Source organism: Nocardia goodfellowii, assembly GCF_017875645.1.
In the GTDB taxonomy this organism is placed as follows: Bacteria; Actinomycetota; Actinomycetes; order Mycobacteriales; family Mycobacteriaceae; genus Nocardia; species Nocardia goodfellowii.
In genome coordinates this window covers 7,098,597-7,113,552 of sequence record NZ_JAGGMR010000001.1, presented here as the reverse complement: position 1 = coordinate 7,113,552, position 14,956 = coordinate 7,098,597, and the positions used below count along the sequence as shown (strand labels likewise).

Below are 14,956 nucleotides of genomic sequence, written 5' to 3'. Positions count from 1 at the left end.
GCAGGTCAAGGCGGGTAGACCCCGGCGTGGCGGCGGCAGCTATCGCACAGTCAACCGGCGACTCGCCGGTGCGGAAGCTGTCGGTGCGGCCGCGTAGATTCCTGGCCGTGAGGACCCTGAAGCAGCGGCGGGCGCGGTGAGCACCCGGTCGCCGTACCCGCCGGAGGATGCGGAGCGCGCCGCGCGGCGCTGGGTGCTGCACATCGACATGGACGCCTTCTTCGCATCCGTCGAGCAACTGACCCGGCCTACCCTGCGCGGGCGTCCGGTGCTCGTCGGCGGCACCGGCGGTCGCGGGGTGGTCGCGGGTGCGAGCTACGAGGCCCGGGTCTTCGGTGCGCGCTCGGCCATGCCGATGCATCAGGCGCGGCGGCTGGTGGGTGGGTCGGCGGTGGTCGTGCCGCCGCGCGGCGTGGTCTACGGCGAGATGAGCGGGCGGGTTTTCGAGGCGCTGCGCAGCCGCATCCCCGTGCTCGAGACGCTGTCGTTCGACGAGGCCTTCGGTGAGCCGGCGGAATTGGCCGGTGCGACGGTGGCCGAGGTACACCGGTTCAGCACCGAACTGCGGGCGGTGGTGCGGGCGCGGACCGGCCTGGTCGCCTCGATCGGCGCGGGTACCGGCAAACAGCTGGCCAAGATCGCGTCCGGCCTGGCGAAACCCGATGGCATCCGGGTGGTTTCGCCGGCCGAACAGCAGCGGCTACTGGCCGCGCTGCCGGTCCGCAAACTGTGGGGGATCGGCCCGGTCGCCGAAAGCCGGCTGCGCTCCCTGGGCATCGAGACCGTGGGTGCGTTCGCCGCGCTGCCCGAATCGGAGGCCGCGTCCATTCTGGGCGGCAGTGTCGGGTCGGCGCTGCACCGGCTGGCGCGCGGCATCGACGACCGCCCGGTGGCGGAACGGGCCGAAGCCAAACAGATCAGCGCCGAGAACACCTACGAGACCGACATCGTCACCCTCGCGCAGTTGCGGCCCGCCATCGAGGCGATGGCCGCGTCCGCGCACCGCAGGCTGGAGAAGGACGGCCGGGCCGCGCGCACCGTGGTGCTGAAATTGAAGAAGTCCGATATGAGCGTGGTCACCCGTTCGTTCACGTTGCCCTACGCGACAACGGATCTGGTTACTCTCTCCACCGCCGCGCAGCGGTCCGCGATCGACCCGGCCGAGCTGGGCCCGATTCGGTTGGTGGGCGTCGGTTTCGGCGGGCTGTCCACCGTGCGCCAGGAATCGCTGTTCCCGGAGCTGGACCAGGATCCGATCGAGGACGTCCCGGCCGACTCGGCGCCCGAAACCCCGGCCCCCGCAGCCGAATCGGACCCGCCGGAGCAGCGAGCAACCTTGTGGTATCCCGGAATGGATGTCGCGCACCCGGAATTCGGGCACGGCTGGGTGCAGGGCGCGGGATTGGGAGTGGTCACTGTCCGTTTCGAGACCAGTTCGACAGGCCCCGGCCCAGCGCGTACCTTCAGCGCCGACGACATCAGTCTGTCCCGTGCCGATCCGCTCGACAGCCTCCACTAGCCTGAAGCACCGTGCAGTGAAGCCGCTGAGGTATTTCAACGACCGGTGGGTGGAAGCTGCTGCGGGAAACCACGGAACCTACTCGAACGCAAAGGACGAGCAGTTGAAGCTTCGTAAGACTGGACGCATCGCGATCGCCGGCTTGGCCCTCGCCGCCGCACTGAGCATGACTGCCTGCGGCAGCGATGACAAGAAGGACACTTCGACGGCGAAGAGCTCGACGACCAGTGCCATGACGACGGCGGCCACCAGCGCGGCGAACGTGCCGCCGGTCCCGACCGTGGCGGAGCTGAACGCCCAGCTGCAGAAGGCGCTCGACCCGAACGTGCCGAACGACGAGAAGCTGGAAATGGTCCAGGGCGCCCAGGCCGATCCGGAACTGCCGGGCCGCCTCGCCCAGGCCGTTCAGCAGTCCGGCGCGTCGGCCGAGGTCACCGAGGTGACGGCGTTCGGTGACACCATCAACGCCAAGGCCAAGATCACCATCAACGGCCAGGAGAACATCGCCGACGTGCCGTTCGTCGCCGAAGACGGCAAGTGGAAGGTGCAGAAGGCGTGGGCCTGCCAGATGCTGCAGCTGGCCAATGTCCAGTCGGTGGCCTGCACCGCCTGATGTCGCACCGGTCACGGCCGGTGCGCGCGGCACCGGCTGTGACCGTTCGCCGGAAACTTAGCGGCAGTACCATTTTCGGCAACCGCCGCTACTATCAGGCTCCGTGGCTGACACAATGGTGTGGGCGGAGCGCTCCGTCGACGAATCCCGACCCGGCAGAGCGAGATCGTCGAAGTATCAGGGGTGGGCTCGGCCCGTCGCGGTGATCGCGGCGCTGATCGGCGTCCTGTGCGCGATCGCGATCCCCTTGCTGCCGGTGCGTATGGATGCCGCCACCGTCTCGTGGCCGCAATCCGGTTCGGCCACCAGTATTCAGGCGCCGCTCACCGCCTACGCGCCGATCGAGTTGACGGCGAACATTCCCTGTACCGCGCTGACCGCGCTCGCCGAGACCGGCGGTGTCGTGATGTCGACCATTCCGCGGCAATCGCCGGATATGGAGCGCTACGGCTTCGTCGCCAAGGTCGTGGCGGACACCGCCGAGCGACCCGGGCGGGTGGACATCGTCTCCCGGAACACCCTGCTGTGGTCGGCGCCGCTGGATACTGTGCGCGGCCAGAATTGCGCGGTGGCGGTCGAGGTCGGGATCGGCCGGAATTCCGTCGCCGTGAGCGGCACAGGGCCGATCAGTTCCGGCGACCTGCCCACCAAAGACCTGCGCCCGCAAGTGGTCGGTGTGTTCAGTGACATAAAGGGCGCGCCGCCCGCGGGTTTGGCGGTGGACATCGCCGTCGACTCCCGGTTCTCCACCTCGCCGACACCGCTCAAGCTGGCCGTCATCATCCTGTGCGTGCTCGCTACGCTGGTCGCGCTGGTGGCCCTGCACCGCCTCGACCGCCTGGACGGTCGCGCCACCCGCCGGTTCCTGCCCACGCGCTGGTGGCGGCTGCGGCCGGTCGACTGGCTGGTGTTCGCGACGCTGGGCGTCTGGCACTTCCTGGGGGCCAACACTTCCGACGACGGCTACATCCTCGGCATGGCGCGCGGCGCGCAGAGTTCGGGGTACATGTCGAACTACTACCGCTGGTTCAGCGTCGACGAGGGTCCGTTCTACACCCCCTACACCGACGTGATCGGTTGGCTGGCGCAGGTTTCCACGGTCAGCCCGTGGGTTCGCTTGCCCACCTTGGCCTCCGCGGTGATCTGCTGGTGGGTGATCAGCCGCGAGGTGCTGCCCCGGCTCGGCCCGGCCTTGCGCGGCGGGGTCGCGGTGTGGACGTCGGCGCTGATGTTCCTGGCGTTCTGGCTGCCCTACAACAATGGTCTGCGAGCCGAATTCGTGGTGGCCACCGGCGTTCTGCTGACCTGGGTATCGGTGGAGCGGGCGCTGGCGACCCGGCGGTTGCTGCCCTATGCGTGCGCGATCATCGTCGCCGCGTTCACCCTGACCGCGGCCCCGTCCGGTTTGATCTGTGTGGCGGCGCTGGCGGCCGGTGCCCGCGGGATGACGGAAGTCCTTGTGCGGCGGGCGAAGACGACCGGTTACCTGCCCCTGCTCGTTCCGCTGTGCGCGGCGGGACTGCTGGTGCTGACCGTGGTGTTCGCCGACCGGACCCTGGCCGCGGTGCTCGAGATGCTGCGGGTGCACGACCAGATCAAACCGGGGGAGTCCTGGTTCTTCGAGTATCTGCGCTACCAGTACCTGATCACCCCGAGCGGCGACGGCTGGCTCACCCGCCGGTTCGGCATGTTCATGCTGCTGCTCGGTCTCATCGTCTGTGTGGTGAGCATGCTGCGCCGCGGCGGTCACCTCCCGGGGACCGCCGCCGGGCCGACGCGGCGGCTGGTGGGCATCACCTTCGCCGCGATGGTGCTGATGATGTTCTCGCCGACCAAGTGGAATCATCAATTCGGTGTCTTCGCGGGCCTGGCCGGCTGCGTCGCGGCGCTCACCGCGGTGGCGGTCGGGCACGGAGTGCTACGGCCGGTGCGTAACCGCGCGCTGTTCGCGGCGGCGGTGTTCTTCACGCTGGCCATGACATTCGTGGCGGCCAACGGGTACTGGTATGTGTCCTCGTGGGGCATCCCGTGGTGGGACAAGGCGCCCGAGATCGCGGGCAAGGGGCTGTCGAGCATCGCGGCCGGTTTGTCGGTGCTCGCCCTGCTGGTCGCGGGGTGGTGGCACATCCGGCCGGATACCCGGCTGCGCCCGTGGGCCGAGAAAGTCACCCGGACACCGGTATTGGCGTTGGTCGCCGCGTTCATGGTGCTGTTCGAGGTGGCGCCGTTCGCCAAAGCGACAGTGTCGCAGTACCCGGCGTACTCGCTCGGCAAGTCCAATCTGTCCGCCGCTTTCGCGGGTGGCTGTGGTCTCGCCGACGACGTTCTGGTGGAATCCGATCCGAACGCGTCGATGCTCGCCCCACTCACCGGTGACGCCGGCGCCGCGCTGGCCGGGACCGAATCCGCGGGCTTCAGCGCGAGCGGCGTTGCCCCCGTGCTGGTTTCCGACGAGGTCGACTCCGAGGCCGGTCGCGCCAATACCGTCTCCAGCGACCCGGAGGACCTGCAGGACGCCGCGAAATCCGCGGAGTCGGAATCCGATACCACGAGCGGGAGCTCCGTCGCCCTGCCCTTCGGCCTCGACTCGGCGACCACCCCCGTGCTCGGCAGTTACCGCGAAGGCGAACAGGCTCCCGCCACGTTGACCACCGGATGGTTCCGACTGCCGCACGCGGTCAACGGAACTCGCGGTGACATCATCGCCGTCGCGGTGGCGGGCCGGATCCGATCCATCGACTCCGACGGGGTCGAACACCCCGGCCAGCATCTCGAACTCGAGTACGGGACAACGGGATCCGACGGCGCCGTCACCACGGGTGGTCGTATTCTGCCGATCGATATCGGCCCCGCGCCGCTGTGGCGCAACGTGCGCGTCCCGCTCGATCAGCTTCCCGGCGACGCAGACGTGGTTCGCTTGGTCGCCGAGGACAAGGATCTCGGCAAGGACCAGTGGCTCGCCGTCACCCCGCCCCGGGTGCCGCTGACGAAAACGCTGAACGCACTGCTCGGTTCGCGCACGCCGGTACTGCTCGACTGGGCCGTCGGCCTGAACTTCCCGTGCCAGAACCACCTGCCGACCTACAACGGTGTCTCCGACCTGCCCGAATACCGGATCCTGCCGGACCGCACCGGCGCCTCCATCACCAATATGTGGCAGGACCACGTCGGCGGCGGCCCGCTCGGCTGGACCGAGCAGCTCTACACCACCCGCACCGTCCCGGCCTATCTGAACCACGACTGGGACCGCCCCGGCGACTGGGGGTCGCTGGAGCAGTACATCCCATTGGACCCCAACGCGATTCGCGCCCGGGTGCGGGTCGACTCGCAGAACCGCTGGGGCACTTGGTCGCCGGGCCCGATCAACGTCAGCTGGTAGCCGAGGCGGCCCCGAACCAGTGGTTCAAAGAGGTCCGCAGCGCGGCCGCCGCGGCCGTGGCTCCGCCGACCGGGTCCAGCCACGCCACGTGGCCGTCCGGGCGAAGCAACACCGCGTCGGCCGGCCGGTCGGCACAGTGGGCCGTGTGGAAATCGACCCGGTCGGCCCAACCGTGGGTGGCCTCGTGCCAGTCGCGGCCGCCATCCAGTTGCAGCAGGACGGGCCGGGCCGCCGGCATGAGTTGGGCGACGCTGCTCGCGGATTCGCAGCCCTGCAAAAGCAGGTCGGGCATGAGCGAACCAAGGAGCGGGGGCGTCCCGGGGTCCTGCGAACCCGGTGGCGAGTGTGTCCCTGGGTCCTGCGAACCTGGTATCGGGTGCGTCCCCGGGTCAGCCGAGGTCATCGGGTAGCGGATATCCGAACCGGCCAGCATCCGGCCCACCCGGCGCAGTGCTTGTTCGTCACCCAGAAGCTCGAGGCACAGATCGCGCAGGGCGGACTCGTCGTCGCCGGTCGCCGCCGCCAGTGCGGTCTGGGCGCGAGTCTGGAGCAACGCACGGGCACCGGCGGGATGGCGCTCCGAATGGTAGGTGTTCAGGAGACCGGGCGGCGCCCAGCCGTGCACGGCGGCGGCGAGCTTCCAGCCGAGGTTGATGGTGTCGAGTAGCCCGACGTTCAGTGCCGCGCCGCCGGCCGGGAACAGATGCGCGGCATCACCGGCCACGAACACCCGGCCGGCCCGGTAGCGTTCGGCCTGCCGTGCCTGCGCGGAGAACCGGGACAGCCAAATCGGTTCGCCCAGTGGCAGATCCGCGCCCAGCACGCGGCGGATGCCGGCTCGCAGCTCCGGCAGGGTCACCGGCGCGTCGGGGTCGGCGGGCGCGGGCTCGGCGTCGGTGACCGACACGAGCAGGACCTCCGGCGTGAACGACGCGACAGCGAGCGTCCCGCGCTCGGTCCGGGTGAAGCCCGACCGCACCCGCCCGAGGCCGGGCACCTCCAGGTCACCGTTGCTCAGCAATTCCACCGGGTCCGGCATTCCCACATGCCCCAGTCGCGTCATTTCCGGATAGGTGGTGCCGGGAAAGGCGATACCGGCGGCGGCGCGCACTGCACTGCGGCCGCCGTCGCAGCCGACGAGATATCGTGCGCCGAGCCGGTATTCGCCCGCCGGACCCCGTGCTTCGGCAGACACGCCGTCGGCATCCTGATGGAACCGGCGCAGCTCGTGCCCGCGCCGGATCTCGGCGCCGAGTTCGAGCGCACGCTCGGTCAGCACCTGTTCCAAGCGCGGCTGGGGGATGAGCATCGCGTGCAGCGGGCTCTCCTCGAGCTTCGTGAAGTCCAATTCCGTACCGCCGAACGGGAATCCGGGAACGGGGCCCAGATAGGAACTGTGGGCGCGGCAGCGTGGGGTCAGGCCGCGATAGTCGAGCAGGCGCACGATCTCGCCGCCGAGTCCATTGGCCTTGGGTAGCTCGCGCGGTAGCGGCTGGCGTTCCAGCACGACCGGCCGCACACCGCAGAGCGCCAGCTCGCAGGCCAGCAGCAGCCCGGTCGGGCCCGCGCCGACGACGATCACCTCGGTAGTCATCAGGGCACTCCTGCACATCGTCGAACCCTCGCTGTCAGTTTCATTTGACAGGCGATGCTTGTCAAGCGAAACTGACGCTGTGGAACTGGAAGAACTCACCCAGCGGTTGCATTCGGCTGATCCTGCGGTCGGATTGCGGGCGGTCCGTGCGCTGCATCGGCTGGCCGAGCAGGTGGAAGCTGCCGCGGTCGGGCACGCCCGCGCCGAGGGGTGGACGTGGGAGCAGATCGGCGACGCGCTCGGCGTGACGCGCCAGTCCGCCCACGCCAAACACGGAAAGTGAGGCCGGTATGTGGGATCGGATCACCAAGACCAGCCCGTTCGGGGCGGTCCTTACCGCGGCTCTCGACGAAGCCGGCCGGTCCGGCGCCCGTCGCCTCGGCACCGACCATCTCTTGCTCGCGCTGCTACACGACGAGGCGTCCGTGCCTGCCCGCGCGCTCGGCATCACCCTGGAGCAAGCACGCGCCGGACTGGACGACCTCGACCGCACCGCCCTGGCCACCCTCGGGCTCGAGCTACGCGGGCTGGAACCGCCGACTCCGCAGCCCTACAAACCGCTTCCGCTCAGCCGGAACAACGCCACCAGCAATGCCCGCGCCGTCCTGCGGGACGCGGTCGATGCCACCGGTCTCCGGACGCGGTCACTGGCGCCCAGTCATCTGCTCCGGTCGCTGCTCGTGCTGACCGCGCCCGACCCGGCCGCGGAACTGCTCGTCCACCTCGGCATCGATCCGGAGTTGACCCGCGAACGGCTTGCCGCCCTTCAGGTGTGAGCCGCCGGGTCAGTACTCGGGGGTGCAGGCGGTGATCGCGTCGTCGAGAGTGGCGAGGTACCAGGGTTCGGCCGCGCCGGCGTCCTCTCGCAAAGCCCGTAGCGCGGGCAGGAATTCCGGTGAGCCGAGCACGGTGGCGGCTTCCAGCGCGAGCGTGCTGGGCTCGGCGGCCAGCATGCGATGCAGCGCGGCGACGGCGCGGGCATCACCACGCCGGGCCAGCCCCATCGCGGCCTCGGCGGCGGTCTCCGGGTCATGGTCATCCAATCGGGCGGCGAGCGCGTCCCGCACCGCGGGCGTATCCACGTCGAGTTGGGTGCCGAGACCGAAAACCGCCCAGTCCCGCACCATGTCCTCGGGATCGGTGCTCAATCGCACCAGCGCGTCCACCGCCTCCGTCGCGGGCGGCTCCCCGGCGATGGTGGCCAGCGCCACCGCGGCGGCGAACCGGATTCCGCGGTCCGCCGAAGTGGCGTGCGGCAACACGAACGGCAGACCGCGCGGATCGTAGTGATGCCCGAATCCGCCGATCGCCGACGCGACCACGCGTGGATCCGGATCCCGGCACGCCGCCGCGAACAACGGCAGCGCCTCCGCCAGGAACGGCTTCTCGTGCGCGTACCCGTACTGGCTCAGCACGTCGACGGCCAGCAGCCGCGTCGTCGCGTCCGCCGAATCGACCAGTGCCGCAACAGCATCGAACGTCTCGCGATCGGTGCGGTGTTGCAGGGCGGTGACTGTCCGCCACCACCGGTCGTCCTCCGGGTCTCCCACCACCAACGCCCGCTCCAGCAACTCCGCAGAACCCACCCCCGCGAGGTCGCTACCGGCCCTGTCGCTCATAGCCATCGCATCCACGTCATGTCCAGCATTCTCCCCGCGCCAGCCGCCACACCGCCCGCACCCCACACCGCAGCGGCGTGTTGCGCCGCAACGGTATCCGCAGGAGGCCGGTCAGTCTCCGTGTTCGAGGCGCAGCGACATCAGCTCGGGCCAGGTCTGGGACCAGGGGCGGACCGGGCCGGTGCAGTGCCAGACGCGAATTCCGTGGTTCACGCCTTGGTAGCCGGTGAGATCGTCCAGGCGGGCCAGCGGTGTCACCGAGGCGAACCGGGCCGGGAGGTCGGCTGCGAGACTGTCGCCGCCGACGTAGAGGACCCGGGTCGCGGTATCGGGTGGCGGGCCGAAGTAGCCGTAGCCGCGGCTGGGACTGTAGATCTCGGGCAGGTCGACGCTCGACAGCACGTCCAGCGCGCTGGCCTGCCAGTAGTTCTGGGTCATGATGATCGTCGCGGATCGTTCTCGCTCCGGGAGCGTCCGCAGGGCGCGTTCGACGGTGTCGACGAGTTGCGGCCAGCCGCGCAGGCCGAAGAACTGGGCGCGAATGGCCATGTCGCCGTTGCGGATCGCGGGCGAGTGCAGCCAGGACTGCGGCAGCGGCAGCACACACACCGCGGTCACGACGACGATGACGCCGACCGCGAAGTACGCCGACAGGACCTTCTTGGTCCAGCCGCGCAGGCCGTCACCGACCAGGTAGACCGCGGCCGCCGCGTAGAAGACCGCGAACCCGTCGCCCAGGTAGTAGGGGCGCAACCCGGCCACGAAAACCGCGAGCAGCGGTATGACTCCCAGGGGCAGCAAGAATCGGTAGGGCCGCAACCGCGGCGACCGGCCCGCCGCCCAGAATCCGATCAGCAACAAAATTCCGCTCGGGCCGGTAGTCAGGATCAGCTCCCGGATCGCCGAGGCGAGCTGGCCGTCGGCCATGGCGGTCTGCTCCGCGCGGATCACCGCGCCCATGGCGATCTGCGGCCAGTCGTGCCGGGCCTGCCACAGCAGCGCCGGAACCGTCGACAACGCCAGGATGGCGCAGGCCGCCCACAACGCCGGTCTGCGGAACACCTCGCGGGGCCCGCACAGCAGCATGCTGACGCCCAGCACAGCCCAGACCCCCAGCACCATCCATTTCACCTGGAAGTCCACTGCCGCAACCACACCCGCCGCGATCAGCAGCCCGTCCCGGCGGGTTCGCACCCAGCGAATGAGCAACCAGCACAGCACCGTGATCAGCGCGGCGTCATAGGCGAAAGTACTGATCGCCGCCGACTGCTGCACCGCGAACGGTGTGCAGAGGTAACCCAGCGCGGCCACCGACTGAGCTGCCCGCCCACCCCCTAACTCGCGCGCGATCACCGCCGCCAGCACGACCGTGGCCACCGTCAAACCGACCACCGGAAGTCGAAGCGCCACCGCCGAACCCGGCGCGACCAAGTCCGACAGATAAGCCTGCAACGGCACCAGCGGCCCCTGATCGGCGAACCCCCAAGGCGACCGCCGCCCCACCGGCACCAGATACAGCTCATCGCCCCACAGCGGATATCGCCCCAACCGCACGATCAGCAGCACGCCGAAAAGCCCGCCCAGCACCGCCAATTCACGCCAAGCGAACGGCGGCAACGACGCGGTCGACGTGGTCTGAACATCCTCGGCGGCGCGCATCGCGGCCCTCCGTACCAACAGTTCGAACGATGCGACCGGGCCCCACCCCCACCGCACACAAGCTGACGAAAGGCGATGCTAGTCACCGCGTTCGGAACCTTGATGGCGGTCCGGCCATCTCACAGCCATTCCGCTACCGGGTTGGTGATCCTGCACCAGGAAGCCGAAAGTGGATGTTGCGAACCGACGCGCGTTCGAGGAGCGATTCCGGATCAGGTGGGTTCCGCGGTGACGTGGTGGGTGTTGCGGCGGGTGCGGGCTCGGCGGAGGGCGTCGGTGGTGAAGATGGCGAGTGCGGCCCAGATGAGGGCGAAGCCGGCCCAGCGGGACGGGGGCATCGGTTCGTGCATGACGGCGACGCCCCAGGCCATTTGCAGTGCGGGCGTGAGGTATTGCAGCAGGCCCATGGTGGAGAGCGGGACGCGTTGCGCGGCGACGGCGAACAGCAGCAGGGGGACCAGGGTGACGGGGCCGGTGGCGAGTAGCAGGCCGGTGTGGGATGGGCTGGAGGCGAATTCGGTGCGGTCGGAGAGCACAAGATAGGCGATGAAGGCCAGGGCGAAGGGTGCGGCGACGATGCCTTCGGCGGCGATTCCGCGCAGGGCGTCGAGCCGGATGACCTTTTTGACCAGGCCGTAGGTGGCGAACGAGCAGGCGAGGATGAGCGCGATATAGGGCGGTCTGCCGTAGTCGACGGTGAGCACAGCCACGGCGAGTGCGCCGAGCCCCAGCGCCACCCACTGTGCCCGGGTCAGTTTCTCCCGGAAGATCACCACTCCGAACGCGACGGTGACCAGCGGATTGATGAAGTAGCCGAGCGCGCATTCGACCACGTGCTCGGTGAGCACACCGTAGATGTAGACGCCCCAGTTGAGCGACAGCGCGAAGGACGCGACCGCCGCCAGCCGCCAGGTCTTGGCATCGATCCCGATCAGCTCGCGAAGCCGGCCGGTGCAGGCCAGCACGATCAACACCAGGACCAGCGTCCAGACGATCCGCTGGGCCACCACTTCGACCGGCTCCGCGAAGGCCAGCATCCCGAAGAATGCCGGGAACAATCCCCAGAGCAGATACGCGCCTGTCCCGAACACCACACCGGGAGCCGATCCGATTCGCCGCACCCGATGCACGCTACTAGTGCAGGTGGCACGCGGTCATCCCATAATCCGTCGACTGCTCCGCGCGGCACGAAGCGGGTCGAAGTCCGGCACGCCTTAGGCTGGCTGGCATGTCGATCACCGTGCAGGCACCCGGCGCCACCGGACTCACCGCGGCGGAGGTGGCCGAACGCCGCCGTGATGGGCGCACCAACGATGTGCCGGACCGGGCCAGTCGCTCGGTCCGCGACATCGTGCGCGCGAATGTGTTCACCCGGATCAACGCGATTCTCGGGGTGCTGTTCCTGCTGGTGCTGGCCACCGGTTCACTGATCGACGGCATGTTCGGCCTGCTCATCGTGGCCAACAGCGCGGTCGGCATCATCCAGGAGGTGCGGGCCAAGCGCACCCTGGATCAGCTGGCGATCGTCAGTCAGGCCAAGCCCACGGTGCGCCGCGACGGGAAGGCCACCGAGATCCCGCCGCGCGAGGTGGTGCTCGACGACCTGATCGAGCTCGGCCCCGGCGATCAGATCGTGGTCGACGGTGTGGTCGAGGAGTCCGCGTCCCTGGAGGTCGACGAGTCGCTGCTCACCGGCGAAGCGGACCCGGTGGACAAGCCGCAGGGCGAATCGGTCATGTCGGGCAGTTACGTCGTTTCCGGCAGCGGCGCCTACCGCGCCACCAAGGTCGGCAAGGACGCCTACGCGGCCAAGCTCGCCGAGGAGGCCAGCAAATTCACCCTGGTGCACTCCGAGCTGCGCAGCGGTATCGACAAGATCCTGAAGTTCATCACCTACCTGCTGATCCCGGCCGGTGTGCTGATCATCTACAACCAGCTGTTCTCCAGCGGCGAGTCCTGGCGGCCCGCGGTCACCGGCATGGTGGCGGCCCTGGTGCCGATGGTGCCCGAGGGCCTGGTGCTGATGACCTCCATCGCCTTCGCCGTGGGCGTGGTGCGGCTGGGGCGGCGGCAGTGCCTGGTGCAGGAGCTGCCCGCGATCGAGGGCCTGGCCCGGGTGGACGTGGTGTGCGCGGACAAGACCGGCACGCTCACCGAGAACGGAATGCGCCTGTCGGACATCAAGCTGCTCGACACCGACGGTGACGGGCAGCTCGACGAGGCCGAGGTGCGAAACGCCTTGGCGGCCATGGCCGCTGACGATCCGCGCCCGAATGCCAGCGTGCAGGCGATCGCCGAAGCGCTGCCGGAGGGTCCGGGCTGGACCCAGACCGCCGTCGCGCCGTTCTCCTCGGCGAAGAAGTGGAGCGGTCAGTCCTACGGGGAGCACGGCGACTGGCTGCTCGGCGCGCCCGACGTATTGCTCGACCCGTCCTCCGGTGATGCCCGGCTCGCCGAGGAACTCGGTTCCTCCGGCCTGCGCATCCTGCTGCTCGGCCGCGGCGACCGCCCGGTGGACGCCCCGGACGCGCCGGGCGACGTGCGGCCCGCCGCGCTGGTCGTGCTGGAGCAGAAGGTCCGGCCGGACGCGCGGGAAACCCTCGAATACTTTGCTTCCCAGCATGTTTCGGTCAAGGTGATCTCCGGTGACAACGCCGTCTCGGTGGGTGCGGTCGCGTCGTCCCTGGATCTGCTCGGCGGCGACAATGCCATCGATGCCCGTGAACTGCCGGACGAGCAGGAGCCGCTGGCCGACGCACTGGAGGAGCACACCACCTTCGGCCGGGTCCGCCCGGACCAGAAGCGGGCCATGGTGGGCGCTTTGCAGTCGCGCGGCCACACCGTCGCGATGACCGGTGACGGTGTGAACGACGTGCTCGCGCTGAAGGACGCCGATATCGGCGTGGCCATGGGCGCGGGCAGTCCGGCCACCCGCGCGGTGGCGCAGATCGTATTGCTGGACAACAAGTTCGCCACCTTGCCCTATGTGGTCGGTGAAGGCCGGCGGGTAATCGGCAATATCGAGCGGGTCTCGAATCTGTTCCTCACCAAGACCGTCTACTCGGTGCTGCTGGCGTTCCTGGTCGGCGTGGCCGGGGTCGGTTCGCAGATCTTCGGTTACGAACCGCTCGGATATCCGTTCCTGCCCCGCCATGTCACGATCGCCGCCTGGTTCACCATCGGTATCCCGGCGTTCATCCTGTCGCTGGCGCCGAACAACGAGCGTGCGCGCACCGGGTTCGTCTCGCGGGTGATGCGGCTGGCGATCCCGTCCGGTGTGGTGATCGGCGTGGCCACGTTCATCGCCTACCTGATCGCCTACGAGGGCCCCGACGCCACCGAAACCGAACGCGTGCAGGCGAGTACGACGGCGCTCATCACGCTGATCATGATCGCGGTGTGGGTGCTGGCCCTCGTGTCCCGGCCGTACGTGTGGTGGAAGGTCGTGCTGATCGGCGCCTCGGTGGCCGCCTACGTGTTCCTGTTCACGATGCCGTTCACCCGCGAGTTCTTCAAACTCGACCCGTCGAACGTACGGCTGACCACCGCCGCGCTGATCCTGGGCGCGGTCGGCATCGTGCTGGTCGAGGCGGCCTGGTGGATCACGGCGAAACTGCGCGGTGGGCAAACCCATCCGATCCCGTCGACGGCCTGACCCGCCGAACACCACAGCCTACTGGACATCCGACCCGGCACGCCCACGAGAAGCCTTGTGCGCAAGGCTGATTGGGTCTTGGAGTACCTTCAGCGACTATGGAGGTATTGCTGCACCAGATCGACGCGTTCGCGGACGCACCGTTCTCGGGCAACCCGGCCGCTGTCATGCCCTTGCCGGGTTGGTTGCCCGATCAGTTGCTGCTGCACCTGGCGCAGGAGAACAACCTCGCCGAAACCGCTTTCTACACATCGCAATTACCGCCCGAGGCGGGTGCGCCGCCGGGTGCCGGACCTGCCTTCCACCTGCGCTGGTTCACCCCCACCGTCGAGGTCGAACTGTGCGGCCACGCCACCATGGCCAGTGCCGCCCAGATCCTGGAAGACGTCTACCCTGGCATCGATCAGGTGCATTTCTACACCCGCAGCGGCTGGCTGCGCGTCGACCGCACCGACGACGACGAATACGTGCTGGGCCTGCCCGCCCTGGCATCCACCGAGACCGAGCCGGATCCGGCCCTGGTGGCCGCCCTCGGCGTCCGGCCGGTCCGCGCCTACACGGGTTTCGACGAGATCCTGGTCCTCGGTTCCGAACAGGAAGTCCGCGACGCGACCCCTGATTTCGCCGCCTTCCCGCCGCTGCGCTTCGACGCCGTCATCACCGCGCTCGGCGACAGTTCCGACATCGTCTCGCGCGTTTTCGGCCCGGCCCTGGGCGTCGCCGAGGACGCGGTCACCGGATCGGCACACGCCCAGCTGATCCCCCTGTGGTCTCGCGAACTGGGTCGCAGCCGGATCACCGCCCGCCAGCTCTCCCCTCGCGGCGGCTCCCTGCGCGGCGAACTGGAAGGCGACCACGTCTATCTCTACGGTCGGTGCCGCCGCTACCTCGACGGCGTCGTCACCCTGCCCGATTGAC

Annotated in this window: 11 protein-coding genes; 7 read left to right on the top strand and 4 right to left on the bottom strand. The window is 69.1% G+C overall.

Annotation, left to right across the window (positions count from 1 at the left end):
• The first annotated feature begins 208 nt into the window (after positions 1 to 208).
• The 3 genes from BJ987_RS32955 to BJ987_RS32945 all read left to right on the top strand — a co-directional run bounded on the left by BJ987_RS32955 (position 209) and on the right by BJ987_RS32945 (position 5,511).
• Positions 209 to 1,519 (top strand): DNA polymerase IV, encoded by a 1,311-nt coding sequence (locus BJ987_RS32955; protein ID WP_209899499.1) that lies wholly within the window; start codon positions 209 to 211, stop codon positions 1,517 to 1,519.
• Positions 1,520 to 1,622: 103 nt separating this feature from the next.
• Entirely contained in the window at positions 1,623 to 2,132 is a 510-nt protein-coding gene (locus BJ987_RS32950) for a WKL family lipoprotein (RefSeq protein WP_209896949.1), read from the top strand.
• A gap of 115 nt (positions 2,133 to 2,247) precedes the next feature.
• Positions 2,248 to 5,511 (top strand): arabinosyltransferase domain-containing protein, encoded by a 3,264-nt coding sequence (locus tag BJ987_RS32945; protein ID WP_209899495.1) that lies wholly within the window; start codon positions 2,248 to 2,250, stop codon positions 5,509 to 5,511.
• Here BJ987_RS32945 and BJ987_RS32940 read toward each other — a convergent pair.
• Positions 5,501 to 7,105, bottom strand: a complete 1,605-nt coding sequence (locus tag BJ987_RS32940) for an FAD-dependent monooxygenase (RefSeq protein ID WP_245366243.1) — start codon at positions 7,103 to 7,105, stop codon at positions 5,501 to 5,503. The two genes, BJ987_RS32945 and BJ987_RS32940, sit on opposite strands and share 11 nt — an antisense overlap.
• A gap of 79 nt (positions 7,106 to 7,184) precedes the next feature.
• Here BJ987_RS32940 and BJ987_RS32935 point away from each other — a divergent pair, with 79 nt between their 5' ends.
• Complete coding sequence (locus tag BJ987_RS32935) at positions 7,185 to 7,388, top strand: helix-turn-helix domain-containing protein (RefSeq protein WP_209896948.1); 204 nt, start codon at positions 7,185 to 7,187, stop codon at positions 7,386 to 7,388.
• A gap of 7 nt (positions 7,389 to 7,395) precedes the next feature.
• The gene (locus BJ987_RS32930; protein WP_209896947.1) at positions 7,396 to 7,881 is read left to right on the top strand and encodes a Clp protease N-terminal domain-containing protein; all 486 of its coding nucleotides are present in this window, start codon (positions 7,396 to 7,398) and stop codon (positions 7,879 to 7,881) included.
• A gap of 9 nt (positions 7,882 to 7,890) precedes the next feature.
• Here BJ987_RS32930 and BJ987_RS32925 read toward each other — a convergent pair whose 3' ends face one another.
• The 3 genes from BJ987_RS32925 to rarD all read right to left on the bottom strand — a co-directional run bounded on the left by BJ987_RS32925 (position 7,891) and on the right by rarD (position 11,504).
• Positions 7,891 to 8,724, bottom strand: a complete 834-nt coding sequence (locus BJ987_RS32925) for a HEAT repeat domain-containing protein (RefSeq protein WP_209896946.1) — start codon at positions 8,722 to 8,724, stop codon at positions 7,891 to 7,893.
• Between the two features lie 111 nt (positions 8,725 to 8,835).
• Positions 8,836 to 10,383 (bottom strand): glycosyltransferase family 39 protein, encoded by a 1,548-nt coding sequence (locus BJ987_RS32920; RefSeq protein WP_209896945.1) that lies wholly within the window; start codon positions 10,381 to 10,383, stop codon positions 8,836 to 8,838.
• Positions 10,384 to 10,595: 212 nt separating this feature from the next.
• On the bottom strand, positions 10,596 to 11,504 hold the full coding sequence (gene rarD, locus BJ987_RS32915; RefSeq protein ID WP_209896944.1) for an EamA family transporter RarD: 909 nt from the start codon (positions 11,502 to 11,504) through the stop codon (positions 10,596 to 10,598).
• Positions 11,505 to 11,611: 107 nt separating this feature from the next.
• Between rarD and BJ987_RS32910 the strand changes: the two genes are divergently transcribed.
• A complete protein-coding gene (locus tag BJ987_RS32910) occupies positions 11,612 to 14,038 on the top strand; it encodes a cation-translocating P-type ATPase (RefSeq protein WP_209896943.1) in 2,427 nt (808 codons plus the stop codon).
• 98 nt (positions 14,039 to 14,136) lie between these two features.
• Positions 14,137 to 14,955, top strand: a complete 819-nt coding sequence (locus tag BJ987_RS32905) for a PhzF family phenazine biosynthesis protein (RefSeq protein WP_209896942.1) — start codon at positions 14,137 to 14,139, stop codon at positions 14,953 to 14,955.
• Position 14,956: the final 1 nt, after the last annotated feature.

Excerpts from the sequence above, each read along its gene's own strand:
- BJ987_RS32940 (WP_245366243.1), bottom strand. The coding sequence starts at position 7,105 with ATGACTACCGAGGTGATCGTCGTCGGCGCGGGCCCGACCGGGCTGCTG.
- BJ987_RS32930 (WP_209896947.1), top strand. The coding sequence starts at position 7,396 with ATGTGGGATCGGATCACCAAGACCAGCCCGTTCGGGGCGGTCCTTACC.
- BJ987_RS32920 (WP_209896945.1), bottom strand. The coding sequence starts at position 10,383 with ATGCGCGCCGCCGAGGATGTTCAGACCACGTCGACCGCGTCGTTGCCG.
- BJ987_RS32910 (WP_209896943.1), top strand. The coding sequence starts at position 11,612 with ATGTCGATCACCGTGCAGGCACCCGGCGCCACCGGACTCACCGCGGCG.
- BJ987_RS32905 (WP_209896942.1), top strand. The coding sequence starts at position 14,137 with ATGGAGGTATTGCTGCACCAGATCGACGCGTTCGCGGACGCACCGTTC.
- BJ987_RS32925 (WP_209896946.1), bottom strand. The coding sequence starts at position 8,724 with ATGAGCGACAGGGCCGGTAGCGACCTCGCGGGGGTGGGTTCTGCGGAG.
- BJ987_RS32945 (WP_209899495.1), top strand. The coding sequence starts at position 2,248 with ATGGTGTGGGCGGAGCGCTCCGTCGACGAATCCCGACCCGGCAGAGCG.
- BJ987_RS32955 (WP_209899499.1), top strand. The coding sequence starts at position 209 with ATGGACGCCTTCTTCGCATCCGTCGAGCAACTGACCCGGCCTACCCTG.